15 protein-coding genes are annotated in these 24,178 nt (G+C 69.3%); 13 read left to right on the forward strand and 2 right to left on the reverse strand.

Annotation, left to right across the window (positions count from 1 at the left end; genetic code table 11):
- Nucleotides 1-91: 91 nt before the first annotated feature.
- From CRP56_RS46485 to CRP56_RS46525, 9 genes are all read left to right on the forward strand, one after another.
- Complete coding sequence (locus tag CRP56_RS46485) at nucleotides 92-3,643, forward strand: NACHT domain-containing protein (protein ID WP_097276343.1); 3,552 nt, start codon at nucleotides 92-94, stop codon at nucleotides 3,641-3,643.
- A gap of 281 nt (nucleotides 3,644-3,924) precedes the next feature.
- Nucleotides 3,925-4,602 (forward strand): hypothetical protein, encoded by a 678-nt coding sequence (locus CRP56_RS49015; protein ID WP_257042490.1) that lies wholly within the window; start codon nucleotides 3,925-3,927, stop codon nucleotides 4,600-4,602.
- A gap of 84 nt (nucleotides 4,603-4,686) precedes the next feature.
- Nucleotides 4,687-7,590 carry a hypothetical protein gene (locus tag CRP56_RS47980; protein WP_179851433.1) on the forward strand — a complete coding sequence of 968 codons (2,904 nt, stop codon included), beginning with the start codon at nucleotides 4,687-4,689 and terminating at the stop codon, nucleotides 7,588-7,590.
- Between the two features lie 124 nt (nucleotides 7,591-7,714).
- Nucleotides 7,715-8,896 (forward strand): dsDNA nuclease domain-containing protein, encoded by a 1,182-nt coding sequence (locus CRP56_RS46500; protein ID WP_097276345.1) that lies wholly within the window; start codon nucleotides 7,715-7,717, stop codon nucleotides 8,894-8,896.
- Nucleotides 8,883-9,446 carry a hypothetical protein gene (locus CRP56_RS46505; RefSeq protein ID WP_179851434.1) on the forward strand — a complete coding sequence of 188 codons (564 nt, stop codon included), beginning with the start codon at nucleotides 8,883-8,885 and terminating at the stop codon, nucleotides 9,444-9,446. Before CRP56_RS46500 ends, CRP56_RS46505 begins: the two co-directional genes overlap by 14 nt.
- Before the next feature lie 140 nt (nucleotides 9,447-9,586).
- A complete protein-coding gene (locus tag CRP56_RS46510; RefSeq protein ID WP_143665049.1) occupies nucleotides 9,587-11,380 on the forward strand; it encodes a hypothetical protein in 1,794 nt (597 codons plus the stop codon).
- A gap of 172 nt (nucleotides 11,381-11,552) precedes the next feature.
- Entirely contained in the window at nucleotides 11,553-13,229 is a 1,677-nt protein-coding gene (locus CRP56_RS46515; RefSeq protein ID WP_097276351.1) for a CHAT domain-containing protein, read from the forward strand.
- Nucleotides 13,226-13,876 (forward strand): hypothetical protein, encoded by a 651-nt coding sequence (locus CRP56_RS46520; RefSeq protein WP_097276353.1) that lies wholly within the window; start codon nucleotides 13,226-13,228, stop codon nucleotides 13,874-13,876. The genes CRP56_RS46515 and CRP56_RS46520 overlap by 4 nt, the downstream gene beginning before the upstream one ends.
- Before the next feature lie 71 nt (nucleotides 13,877-13,947).
- Complete coding sequence (locus CRP56_RS46525) at nucleotides 13,948-14,892, forward strand: hypothetical protein (protein WP_143665050.1); 945 nt, start codon at nucleotides 13,948-13,950, stop codon at nucleotides 14,890-14,892.
- A gap of 50 nt (nucleotides 14,893-14,942) precedes the next feature.
- On the opposite strand, the gene CRP56_RS46530 is transcribed toward CRP56_RS46525, so the two are convergent.
- Nucleotides 14,943-17,540 (reverse strand): hypothetical protein, encoded by a 2,598-nt coding sequence (locus CRP56_RS46530; RefSeq protein ID WP_097276355.1) that lies wholly within the window; start codon nucleotides 17,538-17,540, stop codon nucleotides 14,943-14,945.
- A 92-nt stretch (nucleotides 17,541-17,632) separates the two neighbouring features.
- On the opposite strand from CRP56_RS46530, the gene CRP56_RS47415 reads away from it, so the two are divergent.
- Together CRP56_RS47415 and CRP56_RS49020 are read left to right on the forward strand one after the other, a co-directional pair.
- Complete coding sequence (locus CRP56_RS47415; RefSeq protein WP_097276357.1) at nucleotides 17,633-19,099, forward strand: competence protein CoiA family protein; 1,467 nt, start codon at nucleotides 17,633-17,635, stop codon at nucleotides 19,097-19,099.
- A 905-nt stretch (nucleotides 19,100-20,004) separates the two neighbouring features.
- On the forward strand, nucleotides 20,005-20,136 hold the full coding sequence (locus CRP56_RS49020) for a hypothetical protein (protein ID WP_257042305.1): 132 nt from the start codon (nucleotides 20,005-20,007) through the stop codon (nucleotides 20,134-20,136).
- Between the two features lie 49 nt (nucleotides 20,137-20,185).
- On the opposite strand, the gene CRP56_RS46545 is transcribed toward CRP56_RS49020, so the two are convergent.
- Nucleotides 20,186-20,731 (reverse strand): DUF6233 domain-containing protein, encoded by a 546-nt coding sequence (locus CRP56_RS46545; protein WP_306459481.1) that lies wholly within the window; start codon nucleotides 20,729-20,731, stop codon nucleotides 20,186-20,188.
- Nucleotides 20,732-20,976: 245 nt separating this feature from the next.
- Here CRP56_RS46545 and CRP56_RS46550 point away from each other — a divergent pair, with 245 nt between their 5' ends.
- Together CRP56_RS46550 and CRP56_RS47420 are read left to right on the forward strand one after the other, a co-directional pair.
- A complete protein-coding gene (locus CRP56_RS46550; protein WP_257042306.1) occupies nucleotides 20,977-21,924 on the forward strand; it encodes a tyrosine-type recombinase/integrase in 948 nt (315 codons plus the stop codon).
- The coding region (locus CRP56_RS47420; protein WP_143665051.1) for a tyrosine-type recombinase/integrase at nucleotides 21,921-24,178 on the forward strand (2,258 nt) is incomplete at its 3' end. The genes CRP56_RS46550 and CRP56_RS47420, both read left to right, overlap by 4 nt.

A 24,178-nucleotide genomic window follows, 5' to 3' on the forward strand; every position in this document is an offset into this window, starting at 1 on the left:
GGGATGGTGGCAGCGGGTATCTGCTCAGCGAGGGGCTCGTCCTGACGTCGTACACGTGGTGCCGGGGCTGGAGCGTGGGGCACCGGTAGAGGTGCGCCCGCTGTCGGACCGGGCCGAGGCGCCCTGGCTGGCGGGGCGGCTGAGCTGGCCGGAGCAGCCGGTGGACCTGGACGCGCATCCGGAGCGGGACGCGGCGCTGCTGGCGCTCGACGAGCCGCACCGCGTGGGCGGCGACGTGCGCTTCGGGCGGCTCGGCGGGCAGGGGCGGACGCCGTGTCTGGGGCTCGGGTTCCCCGATGCGGAGGCGCGGCCGGACAGGCGGCGGGACACCATGGCGGTGCGCGGGCATCTGGACGCGTTGCAGGCGCGCCGTTCCGGGCTGTTGACCGTGCACGTGGACGAGGGCATCGTGCCACGACGCCGGGCGCAGGGGTCGGGCTGGGCGGGCAGCTCCGGGACCGCGCTGTTCTGCGGGCCGCTGCTCGTGGGGGTGCTGGCCACCGACCGGGACGTCGCGGACGACGCGAGCGTGCTGGGCGCGACGCCTATCTCGGCCCTCGCAGCGCTTCCGGGCTTCCGCGAGACGCTCGCGGCGCACGGCGTGGAGCTGCGGATGGAACGGGCGGCCAAGGGCGAGCGACGGCTGGCGTCGTATCTGGCTGCGGCTCGGAACGCGGCGGTGGAGCATCCCTACGACGGGGTCCTGCCGGGGTCCGCGCCGTTGCTGAGCGCCGTGTATCTGCGACAGCGCGTGGTGGGCTCCCACGAGCTCGCAGCCGACGACACCGAACGCGCCCGCCCCCGGCTCATCGGCGTCGGTACGCGCAAGGTCAACTATGCCGTCGAAGGCGGAACCCGCCCGGCGGCCCGCGGCGGTCCCGAGCCCCGGTCGGCCGTCGACGCCGTCCTGGCCGACCCCCGCACGTCCGTGATCCTGGCCGGCCCCGGCGGCGGCAAGTCCAGTCTGCTGCGGAGCCTGCTGGCCGTCGGCGTCGAGCGCTGGGACGCCGGACACGACGCGACTGCCCTGCCGGTCCTCGTGCACGCCTCGGCGCTCGCCGACCACGGCCTGCCCCAGGGGCTGGCGACGGCCGTCGGCGCGCACCTCCGGGCGTACGGGCTGGTCGAGGATCTTCCCGCGCAGTTCTTCCGGACGGCGCCGAGACCGGGGGCGCGGTGGCTGGTCCTGGTCGACGGCCTGGACGAGGTCACCGACCCGACGAAGCGGCGCTTGGTGCTGCGGCTGATCGCCGCGAGGATGGACGCGCACGACAACCCGTACACCTTCGTCATCGCCTCCCGCCCGCTGGACGGGGCCGATCTCGCACTCCTCGGCGCCAAGGTACCCCGCTACGACCTGCTCGCCTTCGGCCGTACGGAGCTGCCGGAGGTCTTCACCCGGTGGTTCCGTGCGCACGGTCTGCCCGAACCCGAGGTGCGCGCCCGGCTGTTCGGTGAACAGTTGGCGCGCAGCAGCCTGGTCGAGCTGGCCCGGGTCCCGCTGATGACGGCGATGCTCTGCCAGTTGTACGCGGCATCCCCCAACGGGCCGCTGCCGGAGAGCCGCGGCGAGATCTACCGGCGCTTCGTCGCCATGCTGCACCAGCACCAGTACCGCGCGGGTGCACCGCAGTACGGGGGCGTGGAAGGCTTTCCCGGAGGTGTCGGGCACGCCGAGCAAACCCTCAAGCACCTGCCCGAGCTGATCGCCTACCTCGCGGCGCAGCGGCACGCCGGGTCCACTGTGCCGGCGGTCGCCATCGTACGGTCGCAGACCGAGGGCGCCTGCCCCAAGGGAACGGACGCCGGGGTCTGGGACCGCTTCCTGGACACGGCGCTGCGGCGCAGTGGGCTACTCGTTCCGCGCGCCGGTGATCTGGATTTCCTCCACCCGACGTTTGAGGAGTACCTGTCCGCGTGCCATGTCGTGGCCACGGGCGGAGTCGGCGTGCTGAGAGCCGTCTTCGACCATCCCCAGCGACGTGCGCCGCACTTCTTGCGCCGGTACTGGGGGCCGCCGGTCGCCGACCCGTCCGATGTCGGCTTCCTCCTCGACGCCTTATCCGACGAGGACTGGGTGACAGCCGTAACGCTGCACCTGCGCCGGCTGATCGCAGGCGGGCTCGAGGGATGCCGGTACCTAGGTACGCTCGTACAGCTCGGCACAGCCCTGCCCGCAGAGGTGCTCCGGGAGGCGTCGGCCGCGCTGCACGCGAAGGCCCTCGACTCGGGCCACTCCCCTCATGATTACCATCAGAGGGTCGGTGCACTTCATACCTACCAGCAGGCGGTCGATGCACTGGCCGACCTCCGTGACCGTGACACCCTCCTCGCGCTGCTCCTCGACACCACGGTCGGCGCCGCCAAGCGTGCGCTGGCCGGCGCCGCACTGACCGAACTGGGCGACAGGCGTGGCGCTGACGCGATGGATGCCCTGCATGCCTCGCTCGTCGGCAGCGCCGAAACCGACACCGTCTGGCTCCGATTCGGCCGGGCGCTGAACACGATGGGCGACCCCCGCGGAACCGACATCCTCCTCGGCCTCGCCCGCACCTACGCGAACGTGTCGTATGACAACCGCCGTATCGGCCTGGACGCGGCCCATGCGCTCGCGCAGTCCGGTGACCCCCGCGCCGCGGACGTGTTCGCCGCCCAGGCCAGGCAGACCACCGATCCGAAGTGGCGGATCGCGGCGCTCACAGCCCTGGCCCAGCTCGGCGATCCGCGCGGCATCGCCCGAATCCACCGCCTGGCGACCAGGAAGAAGTCGATCGATGTTGCCGCGGCGACCGCGTTGGCCCAGCTCGGTGACTCGCGCGCACCTGATCTTCTCCACACTGCGGCCCTCGACGTCCGCCTCGACGGAGCAGACCGTCTGGCGGCCGCGGTGACCCTGGGCAGACTCGGCGACCCGCGTGGCTCCAGCGCCCTGCACGCACTCACAACGAGCCCCTCGATCAAGGCCGACTACGGCACCCATACCCGCTCGGAGGCCGCGAAGGCGCTGGCGGAGCTGGGCGACGAACGCGGTGTGCCCCTGCTCCACGAGTTGGCGACGGACCACCTGAACACCCTGGAGCCAGCACGCGTCCTGGCCGGCCTCGGCGACCCCCGCGGGGCGGATCTCCTGCACGCCGCGGCGCTCAGCCCCGGCCACTCCGGCGAGGAGCGACTGGAGGCGGCCAAGGCCCTGGCCCGCCTCGACGACCCCCGCGGCGCCGACGACCTGCACGCCATCGCCCTGGACCCCACCGTCGAGCCCTGGAAACGGACCTTCACTGGCTACGGCCGACCGCCCACCCCCCGCGTCCAGGCTGCCGAGACCCTGGCCGGCCTCGGAGACCGCCGCAGCGTCGACCTCCTGCGCAGGCTCCGGCGCACCCGTGGGACCTTCGACTGGTACGACCGCAAGGAAGCGCGCATCGCCCTGAGGCAACTGCGCACACGACCCGAGGACAGACTCGCCTGGATGCGGACCTTGATCCCTCAGCCGGTCGGCGCCCCGGCGGCCGGGGCAACCACCGTGGGCGACCAGCCCCTCCCCGGGCGTAACCCTCCGAGCGGGCGTCGTGTGGTCGCGACCGGATACCTTCCCGCTCGACGGCAAGTCCGCGAGCGTCTCAGGGCTGTGGGCCGACGCTGACTAAACAGCCCGCACCAGCCGGCGAACCGCACGCCGCAGCAATCGCCTGCCCGACCGCACCAGCCGACCGGCGCCCTTAACGCGGCCGCCATCGTAGGGAATCAAGTACTGAACAACTGCCGTGTCTTGCGGGTTTTTGAGGTCGCCTCAACTCCTGCATGGTCGGCTTCGCCGACGGGTGAGAACGCACTGTTTTCCCGGCATGCACCGGCCGGACAGAACTACGCTGGCACGGTGACCCTCTTGGCGCCCCAGATTGCCCAGTTGCCTGCCGATCCTCGTTGATCAGCCTCGCTTACCACCACGAACACCCTGTCCAGGCGTACGAGTTCGAGAACACGCTGGAGGTGTGGACGGTCTCCGCCCGGATCGAAGCGGACGTCCTGGCGGAGGACCTGGCCGCCTACAGCGACATGGACCAGGAGGCGCTGGACGCGGTCCAGGACGTCACGGTGGGCCGCATGTCGTTCGTGCGGGTACGTATGTTCGGCCCGGACCATCCATGGGAGGCGATGGACTCCTACACCGGGGACGTCTCCCGCATCGGTGAGGTGGTCCTGGACGTCGCTGACGGCCAGTGGGAGCCGGCCTTCGAGGCCGCCCTCGCACACCCCGTCGGTGACCTGCTCGTCATGGACCGGGTCATCCTGGAACCACCATGGCGCGGACTGGGCTTGGGCCCGGTCTTGGCAGGCGCCGCGATCCGGCGCCTCTCGCAGGACTGTGTCGCGGTGGCGTGCGAGCCCGGATCAGCCGACGGACGCGAGCTGACCGAAGAACAGCATCGCGAAGCCGCCGCCAAGCTGAGCCGCGTATGGGAGCGGATCGGCTTCGAACCCTTCCAGGACGGCGTGCACATCCTGGACTGCCACCTGCAGCGCCCCCAGGACCTCCTTGCCGAACGCCAGCAGGAGTTCAACGCCCTGTGCAGCGCCTGGCAGGAACATCACCGGCCGTAGGGCCCACGCGTCAGGCCCGACGGGTCAGCCATCGCGCGATCCTGGACACTATGGGACTGTCTGGGTAGGAGCGAGGAGGAGCGGTTGAGCAGGGGGGCTTCCTCGATCGGCTCAGGTGGGGGCGGCACGATTTATGAGTACCGGGTTGCGGCACTGGACCTGGTTGGTCTGCTGTGCGGTGTCCCCGTTCCCGGTCTCGACGTGGTGCCCGACTCGGTCTGCCTGCAAAAGGCCAACGTGTTTCCGCTGGACGACGTTGTCGTCCTCAACCGCCAGGGCCCCTATGACCTGGCCGTGCAGCGACAGGTCAAACGCACGCTCGAGATCGCGTCCAGTAGCGAGCCGTGGCGCAAGACGATCCAGCAGTGCTTGGCCAGTCTGGAGGCCTTCGGTGACGAGATCGACGCTGACCGCCACCGGATCGGTGTGACCGCCTCCGGGCCGTCAACGGGCCTGGAGGCATTGCGAGATCTGGCAGCGTCAGCTGCCGCACAGAAGAGCGTGGCCGACTTCCTGCAGGAGCTGCCCCGCCTGGGACAGTCCTACCACCGCGTGTGGAAACACCTGACGCGAACCGTTAGTGATCTCCTCGTTGACTCCGACGAGAGCCCTCCTGAGCACGAGTTGGTGCACAGCAGCGCCTACCGGATTGCTCGCCGCCTCGTTGTCCAGATCGAGCCCGCCGAGCAGATCAGTCCGCGCTACCCCGCTTTGTGCGCCGCCCTGCAGGAACGGGTGCTGCACGCCGACACAAGAGTGGACGCCGCTGGCGTGTTCCGCATGGTCGAAGAGCTTGCTCAAGCGTGGGGTCCACGAGGCGGTTCGATCGACGCTGCCATGCTGCGTAACCGCCTGCGCGCGCAGGGTGTCGCGCTGCGTGGCGATCCGCCGGCCCGGCCGGCTGGAGCGGTCCACCAGCGCATCGAACCGCACGGAGCCGAAACGCTCACCCCGGCAACGCACATGCAGACTATGACCAGCCGCCCCAGCCATTCCGCATGGTCGGAGGTGATCGGAAAGATGAAGCCCTCCGATGCCCTGCGCCTGGAAGTCCACCCCGCCGTGGATGCCGACGCCGATTCCGGTTCACTCGGTGCACTTCCCCCCTACATTGCCCGACCTGATGGCGTGGACGGCAGGCTGCGACGCACGGTGGCCCAGTCGGCCGACGGAAGCCGACTGGTGATCGTGGTGGGCGAGTCCTCCACCGGCAAGACACGGGCCTGCTGGGAAGCCGTACGCGCCGAGCTCTCGTCCTGGCGCATCGTGCATCCGCTGGCTCCGGACCGGCCCGCGGCACTCCTGCGTGCCCTGCAAGATGACGCGCTGGAACCGCGCACGGTGCTGTGGCTGAACGAAGCCCAGTTGTACCTGCTGGCAAAGGACTACACGGCTCAAGTCTCAGCAGCACTTCAGTCCCTGTTGACGGATAGTCAGCGCGGGCCCGTCCTGGTGCTGGGCACCATGTGGCCGACGTACTGGGACCACCTGGACGACGACCCGGCGGACGGCGACGAACTGGACGTCGGCATGGGCGCGGCGCACCAGCTCGTCGACCTCGCCATCACCATCAGAATGCCTCCCGCATTCCATGCGCGGGACTTGGCCCAGGCCGCAGCGGTGGTCGCCTCTGACCCACGTCTGAGACTGGCCCGCAGCCATGCCACCGGCGGACGCATCACTCAATTCCTGGCCGGCGCCCCCCATCTGGTGCGCCGATATGAACAGTCCGATGGTGCTGCCCGCGCCATTCTCCACGCCGCCATGGACGCGCGCCGATGCGGGCACGGACCACTTCTGACCGAAGGCTTCCTGCGGACCGCAGCCGAGGGCTACATCGATGAGGCCACCTGGCACAACCTGGACGAGAACTGGTTCACCTCCAGCCTGGCCGAACTCCTCAAACCGCGCCGCAAGCTGCCGGGCCCGCTGACACAGTACCGGCCCCGTCCCGGTGAGCCACCCCCGGACAGCCCGCTGTACCAGCTGGCCGACATCCTGCACGAGAACAGCCGGACAACCAGGAAAAGGAAGCCCCCCGCCTCTTCTTTGTGGGCAGCGGCAGCGACTCACTCCCGTACGGACGCTGACATGCGAGAACTCGCACAGGCGGCACGCAGCCACCAGGCGGTGGACTGCGAGGCGCTGTACCTGCGGGCAGCCTCGGGTGGTGACCTCTCCTTGCTGCCGTGGTTCGTCCGCCGCCTCATCGATCTCGAGCAGTTCCAGCGTGCGGAAGAACTCATCGAAGACCGGTGTCTCTCTGGTCTGCTCTTGGGTGAGCTCTCCGCAGCGGTCGGCCTTGCCGGACAGTACGGGAACAGTGAACGCCTGGCCCGTCGGGCGTTCGACGTCAGCGGTGACCGGCACGGCCACCGCCGCCTGGCACACCATCTGCTGACTCTGGGCATGCGCCGCGACGCCGCACGCGTGTACTCCTGGGCCGCCGACCATGGGGACCCGACGGCAACTCGGTGGCTTGTTGGATACCACGAAGCACAAGGCGACCGGCTCACCGCAGAACGGCTGGCGTATGCCGCCCTCCTCCAGCACGGCAGCCCAGCCGCCCTTCTCGCCCTGGCCCAGTCACGCTTCGCCGGCGGGGGAGACCCCGAGGCGACAAGAATCTGTCAGGTCATTGCTGACCACGGCCATGCCGACGCACTCGTCACCTGCGCACGCGAGCGCTCAGATCACGGGGATCACGTCGCCGCGCTGTGCTTCTACCGTGCGGCCGCCGCGGTCGAACACCCCAAGGCCCTCGAATGGATGTCATGGCACTGTGACGGGCAAGGCGCCCACCAGCGCGCCGAGGACCTGGCACACGCCGCAGCGGCCCGCGGCAACAGCCACGCCCTGCACGGCCTCGCCCACCTCAGATTTGCCCATGGCCGTCTCCAGGACGCCGAACGACTGAACCGCGCCGCCGCACAAGCAGGATCGCTGTCCGCCCGCGAATGGCTCGCCCGTAGAAGCCTGCTCGTATGAAGCCCCCGCCGACGCGATCTGACGTCGCCTTGCCTCAAGTCCAGACACTTTTGTCCCGCGACGTCGACGAAAGATCGCAAACGTTTTACGCTGCGTGCTCGGGTAGTAACGAGCTGGGGGGCGAATGGCTGATCCGATCGAGATCGAAGCACCAGACGACACGGGCTCGCCCACCCTGCGGAGGTACGAGTACCAGGTCCACATCGCTGTGCGAGCAGTCTTGGAGATGTTGGCGGGCGGCTCGGTCGAGCACGTCACCTGTGAGCACATCGAGGACATCGTCGTCGCGCGCAAGGGCGACTCCCGATGCGCCGACGGCGAGCTGTTCTGGGACTACCAGCAGATCAAGACCCGTGATGCCGTGGGGCCTTGGACGCTGGCGGATGTGATCGCCAAGAAGCCGTTGAAAAGCCTGTGGCGCACCCACACCGCGGTACGGGGAACCGGACAGGTCTATCAGTTGACCGCTGGCCTCGAGGGGCATCTCGATCCTGCGGACGCCCTCGTCATCGCGCTGTCGCGAGGAGAGGGCGGTGACCATGAATCGTGCCGCAAGCGGGTCGCCGCCCACCTGAAGATCACAGATGACGTCCAGCTGAGCGAGTTCTTGGGCCTCGTCCGGGTCCGGACCTTCGTCCGCCGGGAGAGCGTCGAAGCGCACCACACCCGTGTGCTCGCCGACCTGGGGCCAGGGCTGCCGATGGCCACAATCGACGCCCTCTACACGGAGTTGCTGCGCCGCACTAGAGAGGCCATGCAGGGTCGCCCCGTAGCCCGGTGGACCGAACTGCTGACAGTCGAAGACCCCCCGGCTGCCGTGCTGAACAAGCGCATCTCCGCCGCGGTCATCGCCGACGTACGACAACGGCTCACCCGTCCCGACCACGTTCTGCTGCAAGATCTTTCTCAGCAGCTAAACGGCTCCGAGACCAGTCTCGTCCGCAAGCTCCGGAACGGAGCCGCGTCCAGAGGCGTCATTCAGGACGCGCAGATGATGCGGGCCAACGCCGACCACCACCGGCTACGGGAAGCTGCCCTCGGAACCTGGCCCGAAGACACGGCCGTTGAGGCAGACCTCGATCAGCGCTTGCTGTTCCTGGCCCGCCGCGTCGGGCGCAGCTATGCAGAGCACGCTCGTCCCGCGGACGCCATCTTCGACGACTTGCAGATCGAACTGCAGAACAACGCGAGTGCCTACGACCGTCGGCCTCTGTACGCACAGGACGGTGTACTGCTCATGGGCCGGGCCTGCGCCGTATCGGACGAATGCCGCTTCGACTGGGGGGATGCACGTGACGCCTCCTGACACCGCCACGCCCACGGAGGTAGACCGGCCCGCTGATGGCCGACCGCCCTCTGCCGACGCGCAGGCGCGCCTGTTGCTGCTCATCGACGTCTTCTCCGAGACCAAGGCAAGCAAGGGCGTCGAGGGCCGGATGAAGCTCGCCAAGCTCGACTTCCTCCTGCGCTACCCCGGGCACTTCCACAAGCTGATGTCCATCCGCCGCCCCGACGCGGACATCGGCGAAGACCCCTGGCTGACAGGCGCGATCGAACAGAGCATGATCCGATACCGCTATGGGCCATGGGATCCCACCTACTACGCCTTGCTCGGCGCCCTCACCGGCAAGGGCCTGATCGAGCCCAAGCACGAAGGCGCAGTCGCTACCTACCGCACCACCCAGGCCGGGCACGACGTCGCGCGCGCTCTCGCCGAGACCGAGAGCTGGCGGCCCGTCCGTGACCGAGCCCGACTCTTACGCCGGCACTTCAACCTGAGCGGCACCACGTTGAAGGACCTCATCTACGAGACGTTCCCCGACATCGTCGCGGCGGACTGGGGGACTCACCTGTGAGACTTCGGATCGAAGAACTGACCCTGGTCGGCACCAGCCGCACCGTACGCTTCGAACCCGGCATGAACGCCATCGTCGGCGCGATGAGCGGCGGCAAGACCGCCACCGTCAGCTGTCTGCGGGCCCTCCTGGGAGCTGACGTGAAGGTCGTCCCCGAACTGCGGGGGCGGACCATCTCCGGCACCGTACTCATAGGCGACCGCCGCTTCCGCATCATGCGCCAGTTGGTCACCACCTCGACCTCCAAAGTCGACATCGCGGAGATCGGCGGCCAACAAGAACTCTGGCGCCTGCCCGCAAGCGAGCTCCAGGCCGGCTACGACCAGACGTTTCGCAACTGGTGGCTCGACATGCTGGAACTGCCCTCCATCCGCGTCCCCCGAGCCCCGACCGACGACGCCAGCCCCCTGGTTCCCGTGACCATCAGCGACTACCTCATGTACTGCGTCCTGAAGCAGAAGGAGATCGACAACTCTGTCTTCGGCACACCGGACAACAACCACAAGAACATCAAGCGCAAGTACGTCTTCGACATCCTCTACGGCCTCTACGACCCCGAGGCAGCCGGACTACGAGAACACCTGCGCAAAGTCACGACCGAACTCAACGCCCTCACGGCGGATGCAGACACCCTGGAACGCATCCTCGAAAACACGACCTTCTCGTCCCGCGCCCACCTTGAGGTACAGCGGCAGCACACCGAGCAACAACTCGCCCAGGCACGGCAGGCCGACCTGAGCCTGACTCAGGAACTCACCGACACCGCCACCGTGTCCCTGCGCACGCGGATCAGCGAGGCGGAAGCTGAACTCGGCCGTATCTCCGACGCCGCCGCGGCCGAGGCAGTCTCTCGGTCCCGCCTGGAGGAACTGCGCGACCAGCTCATCGCGCAAAGCCGCCGCCTCACCCGCGCCCTGGTCGCCCAGCGACTGCTGAACGACTTCGAATTCCACACCTGCCCGCGCTGCGGCGCCGGCGTACCCGACCGAGGCGACGAGAACACCTGCAAGCTGTGCCTCCAGACCCCGCCCCAGACGCCCGCCCCTTCCACCCTCGCCGCCGAGCAAGACCGCGTTATCGAACAGGTAGCCGAGACCGAAGAACTCATCAAGCGCAGTACGAGCCGTCTGGACGAACTCCAGGCAGCCCGTTCCGCCCAGGCCCGCCGCCGCACCGAACTCGGTGAGCAACTCAACCGTGCCACCGCCACCTACCTCACCGACGAGACCGAACGCATCCGCGCGGTGGCCGCCCAGCAAGCCCGGCTTGAGGAACATCTCGCCCGCATCGACGACGCTCTGGCCCTCCACGAGCGGCTTCAAGGACAAAACGAGCGCATCGCCGAGTTGGAGCGGGAGCAGGAAGATCTCAACGACCGCATCGCGGCCGCCCGGCACAGCAACACAGCCGTCCATGAACGACTGACCAAGCTCGACGAAGCCTTCGAGGCCACCCTTCGCAACTTTGATGCCCCCCGCTTCGACAAGCGACCCGGCTCCCGCATCAATCGCGAGACCTACATGCCCGTGGTCGACGGACGTTCCTTCGCCGATCTTCAGTCCCAGGGCGTCGAAGTCCTCGTCAACGTCGCTCATGTCCTCGCCCACCAGAAGGTCGCACTCAACGACGACGCCATCCCCTTGCCCAACCTTCTGATCATTGACGGCATCAGCAGCAACGTCGGTCACGAGGGAGTCGACCTGGAACGGCTCCGCAAGATGTACGCCACCTTGTCGGAGGCGGCCACCGAACACATCGACCGCCTGCAGATCATCGTCACAGACAACGACTCGCCGCCCATCGACGGCATCCACCGAGCGCTGGAACTCTCAGACACAGACCGGCTGGTCCCAACAGCACCGCCGGCCGCCGGGGACAGTGCACAACCTCCTGAAGCCGACCAGGCTGGGAACGATGCCCCCACCTCTTCATGAAATGGTCTGGGCACCTGGGCGTCGGGGAAGCCCTGGCTCCTTCCGGCGGACCGAGGCCGACCCGTTCCAAGGAGGCGGGCCCGAGGCACCGGTCAGGGCCCTGTAGTCCTAGCTCAAACACCAGGGAGCAAGTAACCCGCCGGTAGCTTTCACGGCTGGGGTCCACCACGCCATGCGCGGCATCGACCGAATGCAGCCGCTCGACCCATTGAACACGGTGAGCGATCTCATGGACGTCGCGGCGGCCAGCGCGGTTTGCAACGGCGTGGAGCTTCACTGTCCCGCCGTGCGGGCAGGCTTCCCGTGTCAGTTGCCCCGTCTGCGTTCTAATTGGACCGCTTCCGGGCAGGGAAGGAAGGGTTCGCCCGCTGGCCAGATCTGTGCCCCAGCGTGGCGACGATCACACGTTCTGGGGAAGAGCATGGGGGAGGTCCGTCGTGGAATCGAGGCAGCGACAACGAAGCCGAGCACGATCGGGCAGACAGCGGTCGGGGATGGTCGGGAACGCCGACCGATGACTGCGGGGCGTGCTTCCCCGCAGGCCCGTCTTGGAGCCGACGTCCGCGCGGACTTGCGGCGTGCCGTGCTCTTCGAGTTCTTCGTTGCCGAAGCGGAGACCTACGTGTTCGTGGCGCGGGCGGACTGGGACAGTCCCCGGGTCGTCCGCGTGCCACTGGGCCGGGCACGGCTGCGGGAGGTGGTGGAACGCCATTTCCCGCCCGGCCTCTCGGCCCTAGACGAGGAGGCGGTGAACGAGGAACTGCGTCGCCTCGTGGTTCCGTTCGAGACCTTCAGTGAGCCGGGCGATCTGATCTGGACCGTCCCGCACGACGTTCTCCACCATGTGCCGTTCCACGCCCTTCGCGTGAACGGTGGTCCGCTGCTCGCCAGGAACCCCGTGTGCTCCAGCCCCAGTGCCTCGGTGCTGCGGCACTGCCGTGCCCGCTCCCACGCCGACCGCAGCGGTGCTGCGGTGCTCGTCGACTCCCGCAATGACCTGCCGCTGGCGCACGCGGACGCCCAGGAGTTCGCCGTGCGCGACCATATCGTCAGCGGCTCCGTGACGGTGCTGAAGCAGGAACAGGTGACGCGGCAGGCGGTCCGGCGGGTCCTGGAGTTGCCCGTCGACGTCGTGCACATCGCCTGCCACGGCGTCTTCTCCGGCCATCGGGGCCAGGACGCGGGCATTCTGCTCGCTCCGGACGGCTCTGCCGACGGCGAGCGGTTCACCGCCGCGGACCTGCTCACCGTCGGCATCCGCGCGCGTCTGGTCGTACTGAGCGCCTGCGACAGCGGCTTGAGTAGGCGGGTGGCGGGCGACGAGCTGCTCGGGCTGACCCGTGCAGTGATTCACGCGGGCGCCCGATCGCTGCTCGTCACCCTGTGGCAGGTGGAAGCACTGCCGGCCGGATTTCTCATGCGGCGCTTCTACCACTGTTTCGGCTCGAGTTCAGGCCCGGCTGACGCGCTCAGGGAGGCGGCCCTGGCCACCCGGGACGCCACCGTTGCCGACGTCCTCGAATACTGCGCCGAGGTGCACGCGCGGGTGAGCCCATCCAGGCGGCCGCTCCTCGAACGCGACATCGCCGACCTACGCTACCTCGCCGGTGACCACCGGGCCGCCGCGGACGCGTATGAGGACCTGCTGCGAGACCATCCCGATCCGGGTCCCGACGCCGCCGCGGGCACACCGAACCCGGTCTCCGCGCTGCGACGGGACGACCTCGTGGCCGCCGCTTCCCGAAGCCGTCGAGCGGCACGCGTCGGCGTCCGCCCGGACTACACCCTCCAGCCCTTCAGCAGTCCGTTCCACTGGGCCGCCTTCACCTTGGTAGGAGACTGGACATGACAGGCGACGCACCGTCCCACGACCAGCACTCCGCCGCGTCGCGGCGATCGTTACGGGATCTCGCGGCTGCCCCGCCGCCGGTCCTCGATGCCGCACTGCCGCCGTCCGAGGCTCGCGCACGACTGGCTTCCGCCCAGTTCGGGCTGGTGGTGGATGGCACCGGAGCCGTGCTGGGCCTGGTGACACCGGACGGACTGAGTGACGCTCCCCGGCGCGCCACCGCACTGACCGCCCTCGGTGTCCCGCTGCTGCCCGCCGTCCTCGTCCCGGCCGACACGGAGCTCGCCGTGCTGGCGGCGCATCCCGATGCGATCACCCTGCTGGACCTGCTCGACGACGATCCGCTGCTCGTCGTCGTGGAGGACATCGGGACCGAGACTCCTCTTGGTGTGCTGCCGGTGGAGCTGATCGACCGATACCTGGCGACCCAGTACCGCCCTCCGAGCCCTACCCTGGGCGAACAGGGCCCGACCCGTGACGTGGGTTTGCCCTGGCCGTCCCGGCTGCCGCTGGCCCGCGTGGTGTGCCAGGCGCCGGACTGCGGTGAGGTTAACGAACTTCGCCGGTTCGAGCGCACACGCCCGCCGTACTGTCTCAGACAACCGCCGCGTCATGCCCTGGAACTGCCTCGCCCGGGTCAGCGGTGACAGGCGGCGCCATTGGGACGACCCTTGCCGCCCTGCCCGCGCGGCACCTGCTGTCCCGGTTCCTGCCCGTCATGACGTTCCTGCTGGCCCTAGCCTTCGTCGGGCCCGGAGGCGGCCACGCCGACGCCGTGCTCCGCTGGGGTGGCCAACCCAAGATCGTCGTCGCTACTCAGACGGGACTGCTGGTCGGCACGGCGCTGCTAGTGACAGTGCTGGCAGACGGCTCCGGTGATGCCCTGCTGCGCCTGCTCAGCGGGGCATCGCGGTTCTGGCGCCGTGCGGTGGGCCGCCCCTGCTTCGCTGAGGGACGCCGTAACCACCTCAGGCGCATTGCGCGTCTGGACTCCGATCCGGACGCACACGCGGCGCTGGAGGCGGGCTATCCATCCCCCGTCCTCCAGGACGAGGTGTCACCGACGACCCTGGGCAACGTGCTGCGCAGCGCCGAGCTCTACCCCCGGTCCCGGTACGGCATGGACGTGGCAGCCGTATGGCCTCGCCTGTACCGCGTCCTGCCGGACAGAACTGCGGCCGAAGTGGCGGCAGCACGAGGTGAGCTGGAGCTCAGGGTGCACGTCGCGGGACTGGCGGCCCTGTTCGCAGTCGTCGCCGGCGCTTGGGCGCTGGTCTCCTCACCCGAGGCCTGGCGCTTTCCGCTGTACTTCGGCGCTGGCGCCGTACTGGCGTTGTTGGCCTACCGGTCCGCGGTAGGCGCGGCCGCGCTGTTCGGCCTGCACCTGAGGACCGCGGTGGACGTTCATCGCGGGGAACTGTTGGAGAGGCTGGGGACGGCGCCCCGACCCGACGATCCCGCCCTCTGGTTCGACCTCGCACAGTTCTGGGACCGGGGCATCCCCGTGGGAGCGGCCGCACCGGAGCCCGCACCTGCCCCCAGCGACCCGTCGCCTGAGCCGCCGCGGAGACGACCGGTCCCTGTACTTCCCCTGACGACGTGGTACTTGCTGCTGACGGTGACCGTCGGGGTGCTCGGCACATGGGCCACCACCGTGCTCTGAACGGCAGCCCGTGCCGAAGGCCGGCCCTGTCGCCCGAGGGTGCTGTTCACTCAGGCGCCCTCCGCGAGCAGCGTGCGGATCTCCGCGTAGTCGACCGGCCGACCCTGACGTCGTAGCGCGTACACGGCGGCGGTCGTGCCCTCCTGCCGCAGGTCCTCGTAGAGGGTGTTGAGCTGACGGCGCAGCAGGCGGATGTCCGCGAGTACCCCGGCCTGCTCCTCGGGCGGGGCGCCGGGCAACTCCGCCAGGCGCTGATCGAGACGTTGACGCAGACTGTGCTCGCTGCTGATGAGCGCCGTCGCCGCCTCTGTGTCCGAGGGCAGAATGTCGGGGAGGTGGCTGCCGAGTTCTTCCAGGAAGACTCGGGACCTGGCCTGCTCGGCGATCTCGAACGCGGCGACCGCGCAGTTTTCGACGCCTATCAGTGCCGACTGCTGGACCGCCAGCAGGCTGACCGCCTGCTCGTACGCCTGCTCCTGCAGGCCGGTGATCTCCATCCGGGTCGCCGGGTCGATGACCAGGTTCCTCAGCCGCTCGTGACTGCGCAGCGCGGTGTCCAGATGCGTCCAGACCCGATCTGCGGACTCGCCCGACTCCCGTGCCAGGTCGGCGAGTTCGAGATGGGAGCGGAGCACCCAGGCGAGGTGACCGTGGTCGTGTGCGGACCGGGCGGCACGCTCCAGCTCCCGTCGGGCCGCTGCCCGCCGTCCCGCGGCGCGCAGCGTCCTGCCGCGTAGGAAGTGCCGACGGTAGACCGCCGGGTCGTCCTTCTTGCCGCGGGACGGAAACGGCTGGTCACCCAGCGGATCTGCGCGCAGGGCGATCCCGTGGAGGACGCGGGCCGAGGATCGAAAAAGCCGTGCCAGCGCCAATCGAGTCATCCACCGCACGGGACGCGGCTGGACATCGATAAGGCTGTCGTGGTCGCGGGCAGCTGCGAAGTAGAAGGCGAACGGGTCCGGCAGCCGTAGCAAATCCGCGCGCAACCGCAGCATCCTGTCTCGCTGCCCGAGCTCATGGGCCAGGATGATTTCCAGCGAACGGATGGTGCGCATCGGCAGGAGGCCCATGGACCTGAGCCGTTCGAGTTCTTGTTCGGCCTCGTCGTGGCGGCGCAGCCGGTAGGCCAAGGACACGGGGAGGCCTGCCGCCACGACAGCAGCCGCATGGCGGGCACCCAGTCCCTCGAGGAGGGCGACCTCCGCACGCTCCATAGCCAGCGCTTCCTCCTCATGGCCGAGATGGCGGTGAGCTACACCCCGACCCGCGAGGACGTGTGCCAACACAAGGTCCCTGCGGTGCCGGATGCCCGGCCGGGCATCCGCGGGCACATGCGGCAGCACATCGGTGTCGATACTGCGCATCCACTCCTCGACGGTGTCCAGCCAGTCCAGGGCGTCGGTTCCGGTCAGATGCCCGGCCCGGACCTGCGCGAGCGCGGAAAGCCGGGTGGTGCCGCCCGAGGACGCCAGAGTCGCCTGCCTCGCGATATGGTCGGGCAGCCGGAAGTCCGGACGCCGGGGACGGGCCAGCACGGCGTCGTGGAGCCAGCTCTCACGTTCGGACCTCCGCATCCAAGGGAGGCGCAGCATCACCACGAACGTGGCCTTCTCGGGCCAGTCGCCCGTGCCTGCCAACAGCATGCGCACACCCAGTACGACCGTGGTCCACAGCAGCAGTCCCGAAGCGTGCCGAATGCCGACGACGCACAGCCCCGGTACCACCATCACGAAGAGGAAAACGAGCCCGGGGGCCAACCTGAGCAGCAGCGAGGAGTGTTCGGCGTCGATCAGCGGAACCCGTCGAGCCGCGAGCGAGAACGCCCAGCCCGCCCCGAGAGCCGCGATCAGCTCCGGCCAGGCGGACGGCATGGGGAACGAGCCACGCGACACAGCCGCCAGCCAGTCGCCCGCCGGACCGGCCGCCAGGAACATCCCCGCAGCGGGCAGCAGCGTCTTCATCGCAGAGTGCACGCGACGGATGAACCGCGTCAGCCGTCGGCACGCCACCACCGACGTGAACATCACGCAGCTGGTGACGGCACCGGCCGCCCATATCAGCGGTGTTCCACCGGAGCGCAGGAGAGCTGTCGCCAGCGGTACGAGAGCGATCACCGCTCCGGCCAGGACAAGCGCCCTGTCCACCAACCCCGGTGGGGCCGGCCGGACCCCGGTCCCGCCCCGCGTGCCGTACCGGGACAGCCGCACCAGCACGGTCCAGTACCACCACTCGCGTACGGCCCGCATCACCTCCGAACGCTGCGACTGGTAGGCCCGCTTGCCCAGATGCCCCAGGAAGACTGCGGACATCCACAGCGTCGATGTCAGCCCGGGCGGCTCCGACACGAGCAGCCCCACCGCCGTGCCGAGCGCCGCATGGGGTGCGTACACGCCCTGGACGCACGCCACGACCGCGGCAGGCGCCAGGAGCGCCAGCCCCAATCCGTCCAGCCATGCGAGGTGCAGCCCGAGAGCCCAACCCCACACGACGCTGTACGCGTTGCCCGACAGCCACCGGAAGACGGCCGCGCGCGCCTGCAGCTGTGCGTCCCAGCGCCGCTTCCGCGTCCGGCGCCGTCGTCCGGTCCGGGTGGCCGACAGGGAGGTCACCAGTCCCAGCGCCAAGTTGATTACGGCAATCGCGCTCATGCGCGCCCTCCCCGGGTCAGGCCGAACCAGGCTCTGCGCCTTCGGGCTCCCCACCCGACGCGATCGTGAAACGGCGCACATCTCGCCCTCGCATGGTCCACATCGGTGACCGCCCTCTGGAACAGTGGCGGGCGCTCGGCTATGGACGGCGGGAGACGGTGGTGTGCTTCTACTGTTGGCGCGGCATCGACGCCCAGACGGGCACGAAGGTGCCGCTGCTGGCCCGCGGCCGCATCGGTGGTCTGGTCCGGCCGCACTTCGCCCACCCGGCCGGAACCGCCCCGCCCGGCGGACACAGCCGCGAAACCGTCTGGCACATCAACGCCAAACATCGCCTCGCCCGCTGGGCGGCCACCCTGTCCAACGTCACCCAGGTGCGGCTGGAACAGTGGACCGAGCACCGCGACCGCCGCGCGGACGTCCACGTCGTCCTCGACGACGGCGCCCGCCTCGCGCTGGAAGCCCAGCGCGAGCTGATCACCGACGAACTGTGGCAGGCACGGCACCGCGACTATGCCGCCGCCCACGTGCGGGACGTGTGGTTCATGCGCCCGGACACCCGCATTCCGCACGTCCTGTTCGCCGAGGGCATCCCGGCCGAGACCCGCCGCGGCTACGCCGGCGACTGGAAGCGGTTCACCACATGGTGCGCGCGCACCGGCCGACGGGCGCTGCCCGCGACCGGCGACACCCTCACCGAGTACCTGACGCACCTCAAGGGCGAGGACAAGAGCCCGGCCACCATGGACCGGGCGCTGGCCTCCATCGCCGTGGCGCACGCCGCCGCCGAGCTGCCCAAGCCCTCCACCGTCGGCGCCCGCCGGGTGCTCAAGGGCCACGAGACCGAACGCAAGAAGAGCAAGGACCCCAGCCGCCGGCCCCGCCGGGCCGCCGCCACCCCGCCCGTGTTGCACAAGATGGTCGCCGCCACCGACACCGCCGCCGCGATCGGCCGCCGCGACGTCGCCGTCCTGCTGCTCGGCTTCGCACTCGCCGCCCACCGCTCCGAACTGCGCCTGCTGGACTGGTCCGACGTCGCCGAGGTCGAGGAGGGCCTGGCCGTCGAGATCTGGCGGCCGAAGGTCAACCACGAGGGCCCGCTCGGCGTGCCGTACGGCTCCAACCCGGCCACCTGCCCGGTCCGCGCGCTCCGCGCCTGGCGCCAGCACCTCATCGAGACCGGCCGGCCGCCCGCCGGACCGCTGTTCCTGCGCATCGACCGGCACGGCCGCATCGCCCACCCGATGCACCGCAACGGCAAGCCGATCGGCGACCCCACCGGCCGGATCACCGGCGAGGGCATCGGCGATGCGGTCGCCCGGGCCGCCGCCCGCGCCGACCTGACCGCCCCCGCCGGGCTGCTGCCCGATCTGGCGCCCCGCTGGAGCGGGCACAGCCCGCGCCGCGGCTTTGCCACCGCCGGCAAGCAGGCCGGCAAGGACTTCATCGAGACCGGCCGCCACGGCGGCTGGACGGACGGCTCCAAGTCCCTGGCCGCGTACTTCGACCAGGCCGGGATCTGGGACGAGACCAACCCGCTGTACGGCATCGGCCTATAGCAGAAATGGATCAACTCCACTTCTAGCAGCTGGAGTTGGAGCAAACCCGACTGTCAGTGCCGTGCCTTACATTCATGGATAAGCCCGAATTGGGTCCGCTCTCCCCACTCACTCGAGGACATCCACTGATGACACACGTCCGCGGTTACCGCCGCTCCGACGGCACTTACGTCCGCCCGCACCACCGTCGTACCCGCTCAGCCGCGGCCCGCCCAGCACGTCCCGCTCCCGTCCGACGTCAGGTGCACACGCCCGTCACCCGCCCGGGTCAGACAACGCGAGTACGGAGCTACCAGCGCACGGACGGCACTTACGTTCGTGGCCACTACCGCAGGATCAGCCCTCCGGTCGTTGTGGCTGCCAGCGGAGGCGGCGTCGCCCTACTCATCTTCGTGATACTGGCGCTTCTGAGCGGTGGAGGCACCGGTACCGCGAGCACCCCAAGCCAGCCTCCGACCTCTCCCGCCAGCGTCAGCGATCACTTATCCCGCCCATAAGGACTGGACAAGGAGCGAACTCCAAGGGCCCCGGACGATCTGCCGTCCGGGGCCCCGACGCTTCCCCCCCCAACGCGAACGGCCTTGTCGGACATGAGATGAGAGCTGGAGACGCCGCTCATTCCGGTGTCCAACAACCGATCGATTGCTGGACAGCCCGCCCCACCAGCTCCCTCCCTTGTCATCACCCGCTCTCCTGATACCCCAGAACCGTGGCGGGCGGAGCCCATCAGGAGAGCGGGCAACGACAAGGGAGCAGACCATGGAACAGCAGCCCGAGCTGAAGCTGATCTGCTTCGACGTCACCGCCACCCCGGACGGGGGCACGACCTGAACATCCGCTACATAGACCGGACCGAAGAGGCCCCGTGGACCATCCAGCAGCACGTCCTGGACGTCAGCCCCCACGTGGCCGACATGCTGCGTATCGCACTCGTCCGGGAGGTTCCCCCGGTTCCCCACGTTCGCCGATCCGACGCCGAGTTCATGGAGCTGATGCTGAGCCGCATGGTTCAGACGGAGGCCGACCTGTTCGGCTGACCACTCGTGCGGGGTCGACGCCGTCGCCCCCGCACCCGACCGGTAACAGTCACGTCGGATCGATCAGCGGGCCGAGCGCCACCGCGGCGTCGCACTCCTTACAGGCGACCGCGCCGGCCACCGTGTTCAGCACCTCCAACGCTGCATAGAGGTCGATCTCCTCGTTCCCCTCCGGAGCTTCCTGACAGTCCCAGACGTGCACCACTACGCCCCCAGAGAGACCCTGGCGCGGCGGAACCCGTTGGACCTTCCACCCCCACCGGCCGGAGTCATCGCCCTGGTTCGCCTCCGGCAGAGGAACGGTCGGGACATCGTCGTAAGACACCCCCTCCGGCCGCCTGACGTGGTCCGGAGGGAGCCACACCCGATACTCACGCGGCTCGACCTGTTCGGATGCGGAGTCCGTAGCCCACATGGGCAGGCCCACCAGGTACATCCACCCGCCCAGCGACCAGCAGCGGCGTTCGTGGAGGACTCCCAGCAGTTCCTGTTTTCTGAGGTGGGTGGAGCTGTGGTGTGACGTGGCACGGGAGGGCTTCGTTGGTCCTCCGAGGCTCGTTCTCGGGGGGTGTGGCTCTGTGGCGGGTTGTTGCATGGACCGTCACTTCGAAGGAGTTGCGCGTGCGGGCTTTCCCCGTGGATCTGCCGTCTGGAGCCCGGTATTGGACCGTGGTCGATGACGAGTTGTGTGTCGTGCCTGTGGCCGATCAGTGGCTTCGGTTCCTACGGTTCGGACGAAGCCGCACGGAACTGACGACACGGTCGTACGCCAGCGGGGCGGCCTTCTACTTCCGTTGGTGCCGGGCGACGGGGCGGCGGTGGGAAGAGGCCGCCGCGGACATGGGGTTGTTCATGGTGTGGCTGCGCTACTCGCCGAGTCGCCTGGGCGCCGAGAACCCGACGGTTGTATGGGGTCCGGGGACGAAGCCGGTACGGGGCGAGCGTCGGGTGAACGGGGTGCTGGCCGCGGTACGCGGCTTGCTGTCGTACGCGGTGTCGGTGGGCGTGGCCCCGCGGTCGGTGCTGGGGCAGCTGTACGAGCTGGCGGACAGCCGGGATCTGCCGGAGGAGGCAAAGGGCGAGGAGACGGGTCTGTACTACCGGTTGCGGGCCCGCCATCGGTTGCAGGAGCCGCAGGCGGAGGTCGACCGGGCCCTGGACGAGGAACTGGTGGCGATGTTCCTGGCGTGCCGCAGTGCCCGGGACCGGCTGGTGGTTCTCCTGCACTCCCGGGTGGGGCTGCGGCGGGGGCAGGTGGCGGGGCTGCGCCGCAGCGACTGCCATCTGCTGCCGGACTCGCGGGCGCTGGGCTGTGACGTGGAGGGCGCGCACGTGCATGTGCGGCGCCGGGCCAACGCGAACCGAGCGTGGTCGAAGTCGAAGCGGGCGTGGGTGCAGCCGCTGGACTTCCTGGTGGTGCAGGGCTTCGACCAGTACGTCGACGAGCGCCTGGAGCAGCTGGGGGCCGGGGGCAGCGACTTCCTGCTTGTGAACCTGTTCCGCGAGCCGCTCGGGGCGCCGATGTCTCCGGCGGCGATGGGCGAGCTGTTCGGTCGTCTGTCGAAGCGGGCGAAGCTGGGGCGGAAGGTCGGGCCGCACATGGCCCGTCGGGCGTTCGGAAGCAACGTCGCGGATGCCGGTGGGAGTTGGGATGAGGTGCAGATGCTGCTGGGGCAGGAGCACCCCGGCTCGGTTGCGCCCTATGTGATCCCGGACCGCAGCCGGGTTCGGGAAGCGGTCGAGCGGGTCCCCTCGCCGCGCGAGCTGTCCGGGCGGGGTGAAGGATGACTGCGCCGATGCTGTTCGCCGCGGAGCCGAGCGCGGTTGAGGATCTGCGGACCCGGCAGATCGTGGACGCCCTGGATCCTGAGTTCCTGCGGCTCGTTGGGTGGGACTGGCACCTGCGGGTGATCTTTTTTCCCAAGGACCATCCGGTGCTGGGCATGCCGGACTGCTGCGTGAAGGGCTGCACCAGGGGCGTGAGGTTCGGCCGTCCGATGTGCATGGGCTGCGAGCGGACCTGGAAGGACTCGGGCCTGTCCGTGGAGGCCTTCGCCCAGATCGCCAAGCCGCGGATGCTGGGCATGCGGCAGGTGATGTGCCGGGTGCCGCGCTGCGGACGGCCGGCAAAGTCGGCCCAGGTGTCGCTGTGCGATCCGCACCACCGCCAGCGGGTGGACACCCTGAAGCTGAACATGGAGGACTTCCTCGACCACCCCGCGGTCATCCCACGCGCGAGCACGGGGCAGTGCGAGGTGGAGGTCTGCTACCGACTGCGCGACTACGACACCTCGCGCTACTGCCAGGCACACTCCCTGCGGCTGAAGTACGCACGCAAGCGCGGTGAGGTGAGCGACGAGGAAGTGTGGCGGCGCACGACCTCGGCCGTCAACGCCGACCGGGAGCTGTGTCTGCGGGGCCTTGCGGACCGGGTTGTTGCGGAGGTCCTCTACGGGCTGCAGGCCCGCACCGAGGCAGGCGTTAGGACGTGGGACCACTTCCTTCGGCCGCTGTGCGACCGGCTGCGACAGATGCAGACGCCAACCCTGGAGGTGCTGGCCGACCCGGACGTGTTCGCCACGCTCTCGCACGTGAAGTCCACGCGCGGCGTGGTGCGCACGATGCTGATGTGGCTGGACCGGCTCGGGGCGACGCCGGAGTCGGAGCGCCGCAAGGATGTGTGGGATCTGAAGATCTTCACGGGGCAGACAGGCACGCTGGACTTCACCCGGATCTCGCAGCCGGCGCTGCGCGAGGCGGTGAAGCACTGGGCGTACGACGACCTCCCCCGACGGCGGGGCAAGCGGCCGGGCAGCGCGGTCCAGCCGTACGTGACGGCCATGAACCTGCTCTCGGAGAGCCTGCGCCTGCAACGCGAGGACGGCGGCATCCATCCGCCGGACCTGCGCCGCCGGGACATCGTCGCCTTCTGCAACCGGCTCGCGTTCCTGACCGAGACCGGCACGATCACCGCTCACACGCGCAGCAAGGCCGTACGCAACGTCGCGCTGGTGCTGACTCGCATCCGCACCCTGGGTCTGACACATCCGGGCCAGCCGATGGCGGGCCTGCCGACCGACTTCCGCCTCCAGCGGGAAGACACCCCGGACGAGCCCGAGGACACCGAGGCCGGCAAAGACCTGCCCGACGCGGTGATGCGCCAGCTGTGCGACCACCTCGATGAGCTGGAGCAGCTCATCAGCCGCGAAGTCCGCGTGGGCACCGAACTGCTCATGGACACCGGCCGGCGCCCCGAAGAGATCCGCGACCTGCCCCTCGACTGCCTGGGGCACGACCCCGACGGCTCACTGGTCCTGGTCTACGACAACCACAAGTCCTACCGAAAGGGGCGGCGGCTGCCAATCGGCAAGGCCACCGCGGGCGTCATCACCACCCAGCAGCAGCGGGTGCGCGAGATGTTCCCGGACACTCCCGTCGGCGAGTTGAAGCTGCTGCCCAGCATGCGCGCCAACCCGCACGGCACCAAGGCGATCCACTCGATCGGCGAAGGACACCGCACCTGGGTCGACGCGCTGCCTGACTTCCTGGTCCCCACGACCGTGGAGGAGAACGGGCAGGCAGTCACCCGGATGCTGCCCTTCGACAAGAGCCGGATCTTCCCGTACGCCTACCGACACAGCTACGCCCAGCGGCACGCGGATGCCGGGGTGGCCCCGGACTTCCTCAAGGAGCTGATGGACCACTCCGATCTCAAAACCACCCAAAACTACTACCGGGTCAGCCAGGAACGGCGGCGCGACGCCGTGGACCGGGTGGTTGCCCTGCAGTTCGACCGCAGCGGCACCCGCGTGTGGCGCAAGGCCCAGTCGCTCCTGGACTCCGAGCACGTACGGCGGGCGATCGGGGAAGTCAGCGTTCCCTACGGTGTCTGCCAGGAGCCCTCGAACGTCGCGGCCGGCGGACAGAGCTGCCCTATCCGCTTCCGCTGCGTGGGCTGTGACCACTTCCGCACCGATGTGTCCTACCTGCCCGACCTCCAGGCGTACCTGGCTGACCTGCTGCGCAGCCGGGAGCGGCTGAT

The sequence above is a fragment of the Streptomyces sp. TLI_55 genome, assembly GCF_900206255.1.
GTDB classification, from domain to species: Bacteria; Actinomycetota; Actinomycetes; order Streptomycetales; family Streptomycetaceae; genus Streptomyces; species Streptomyces aquilus.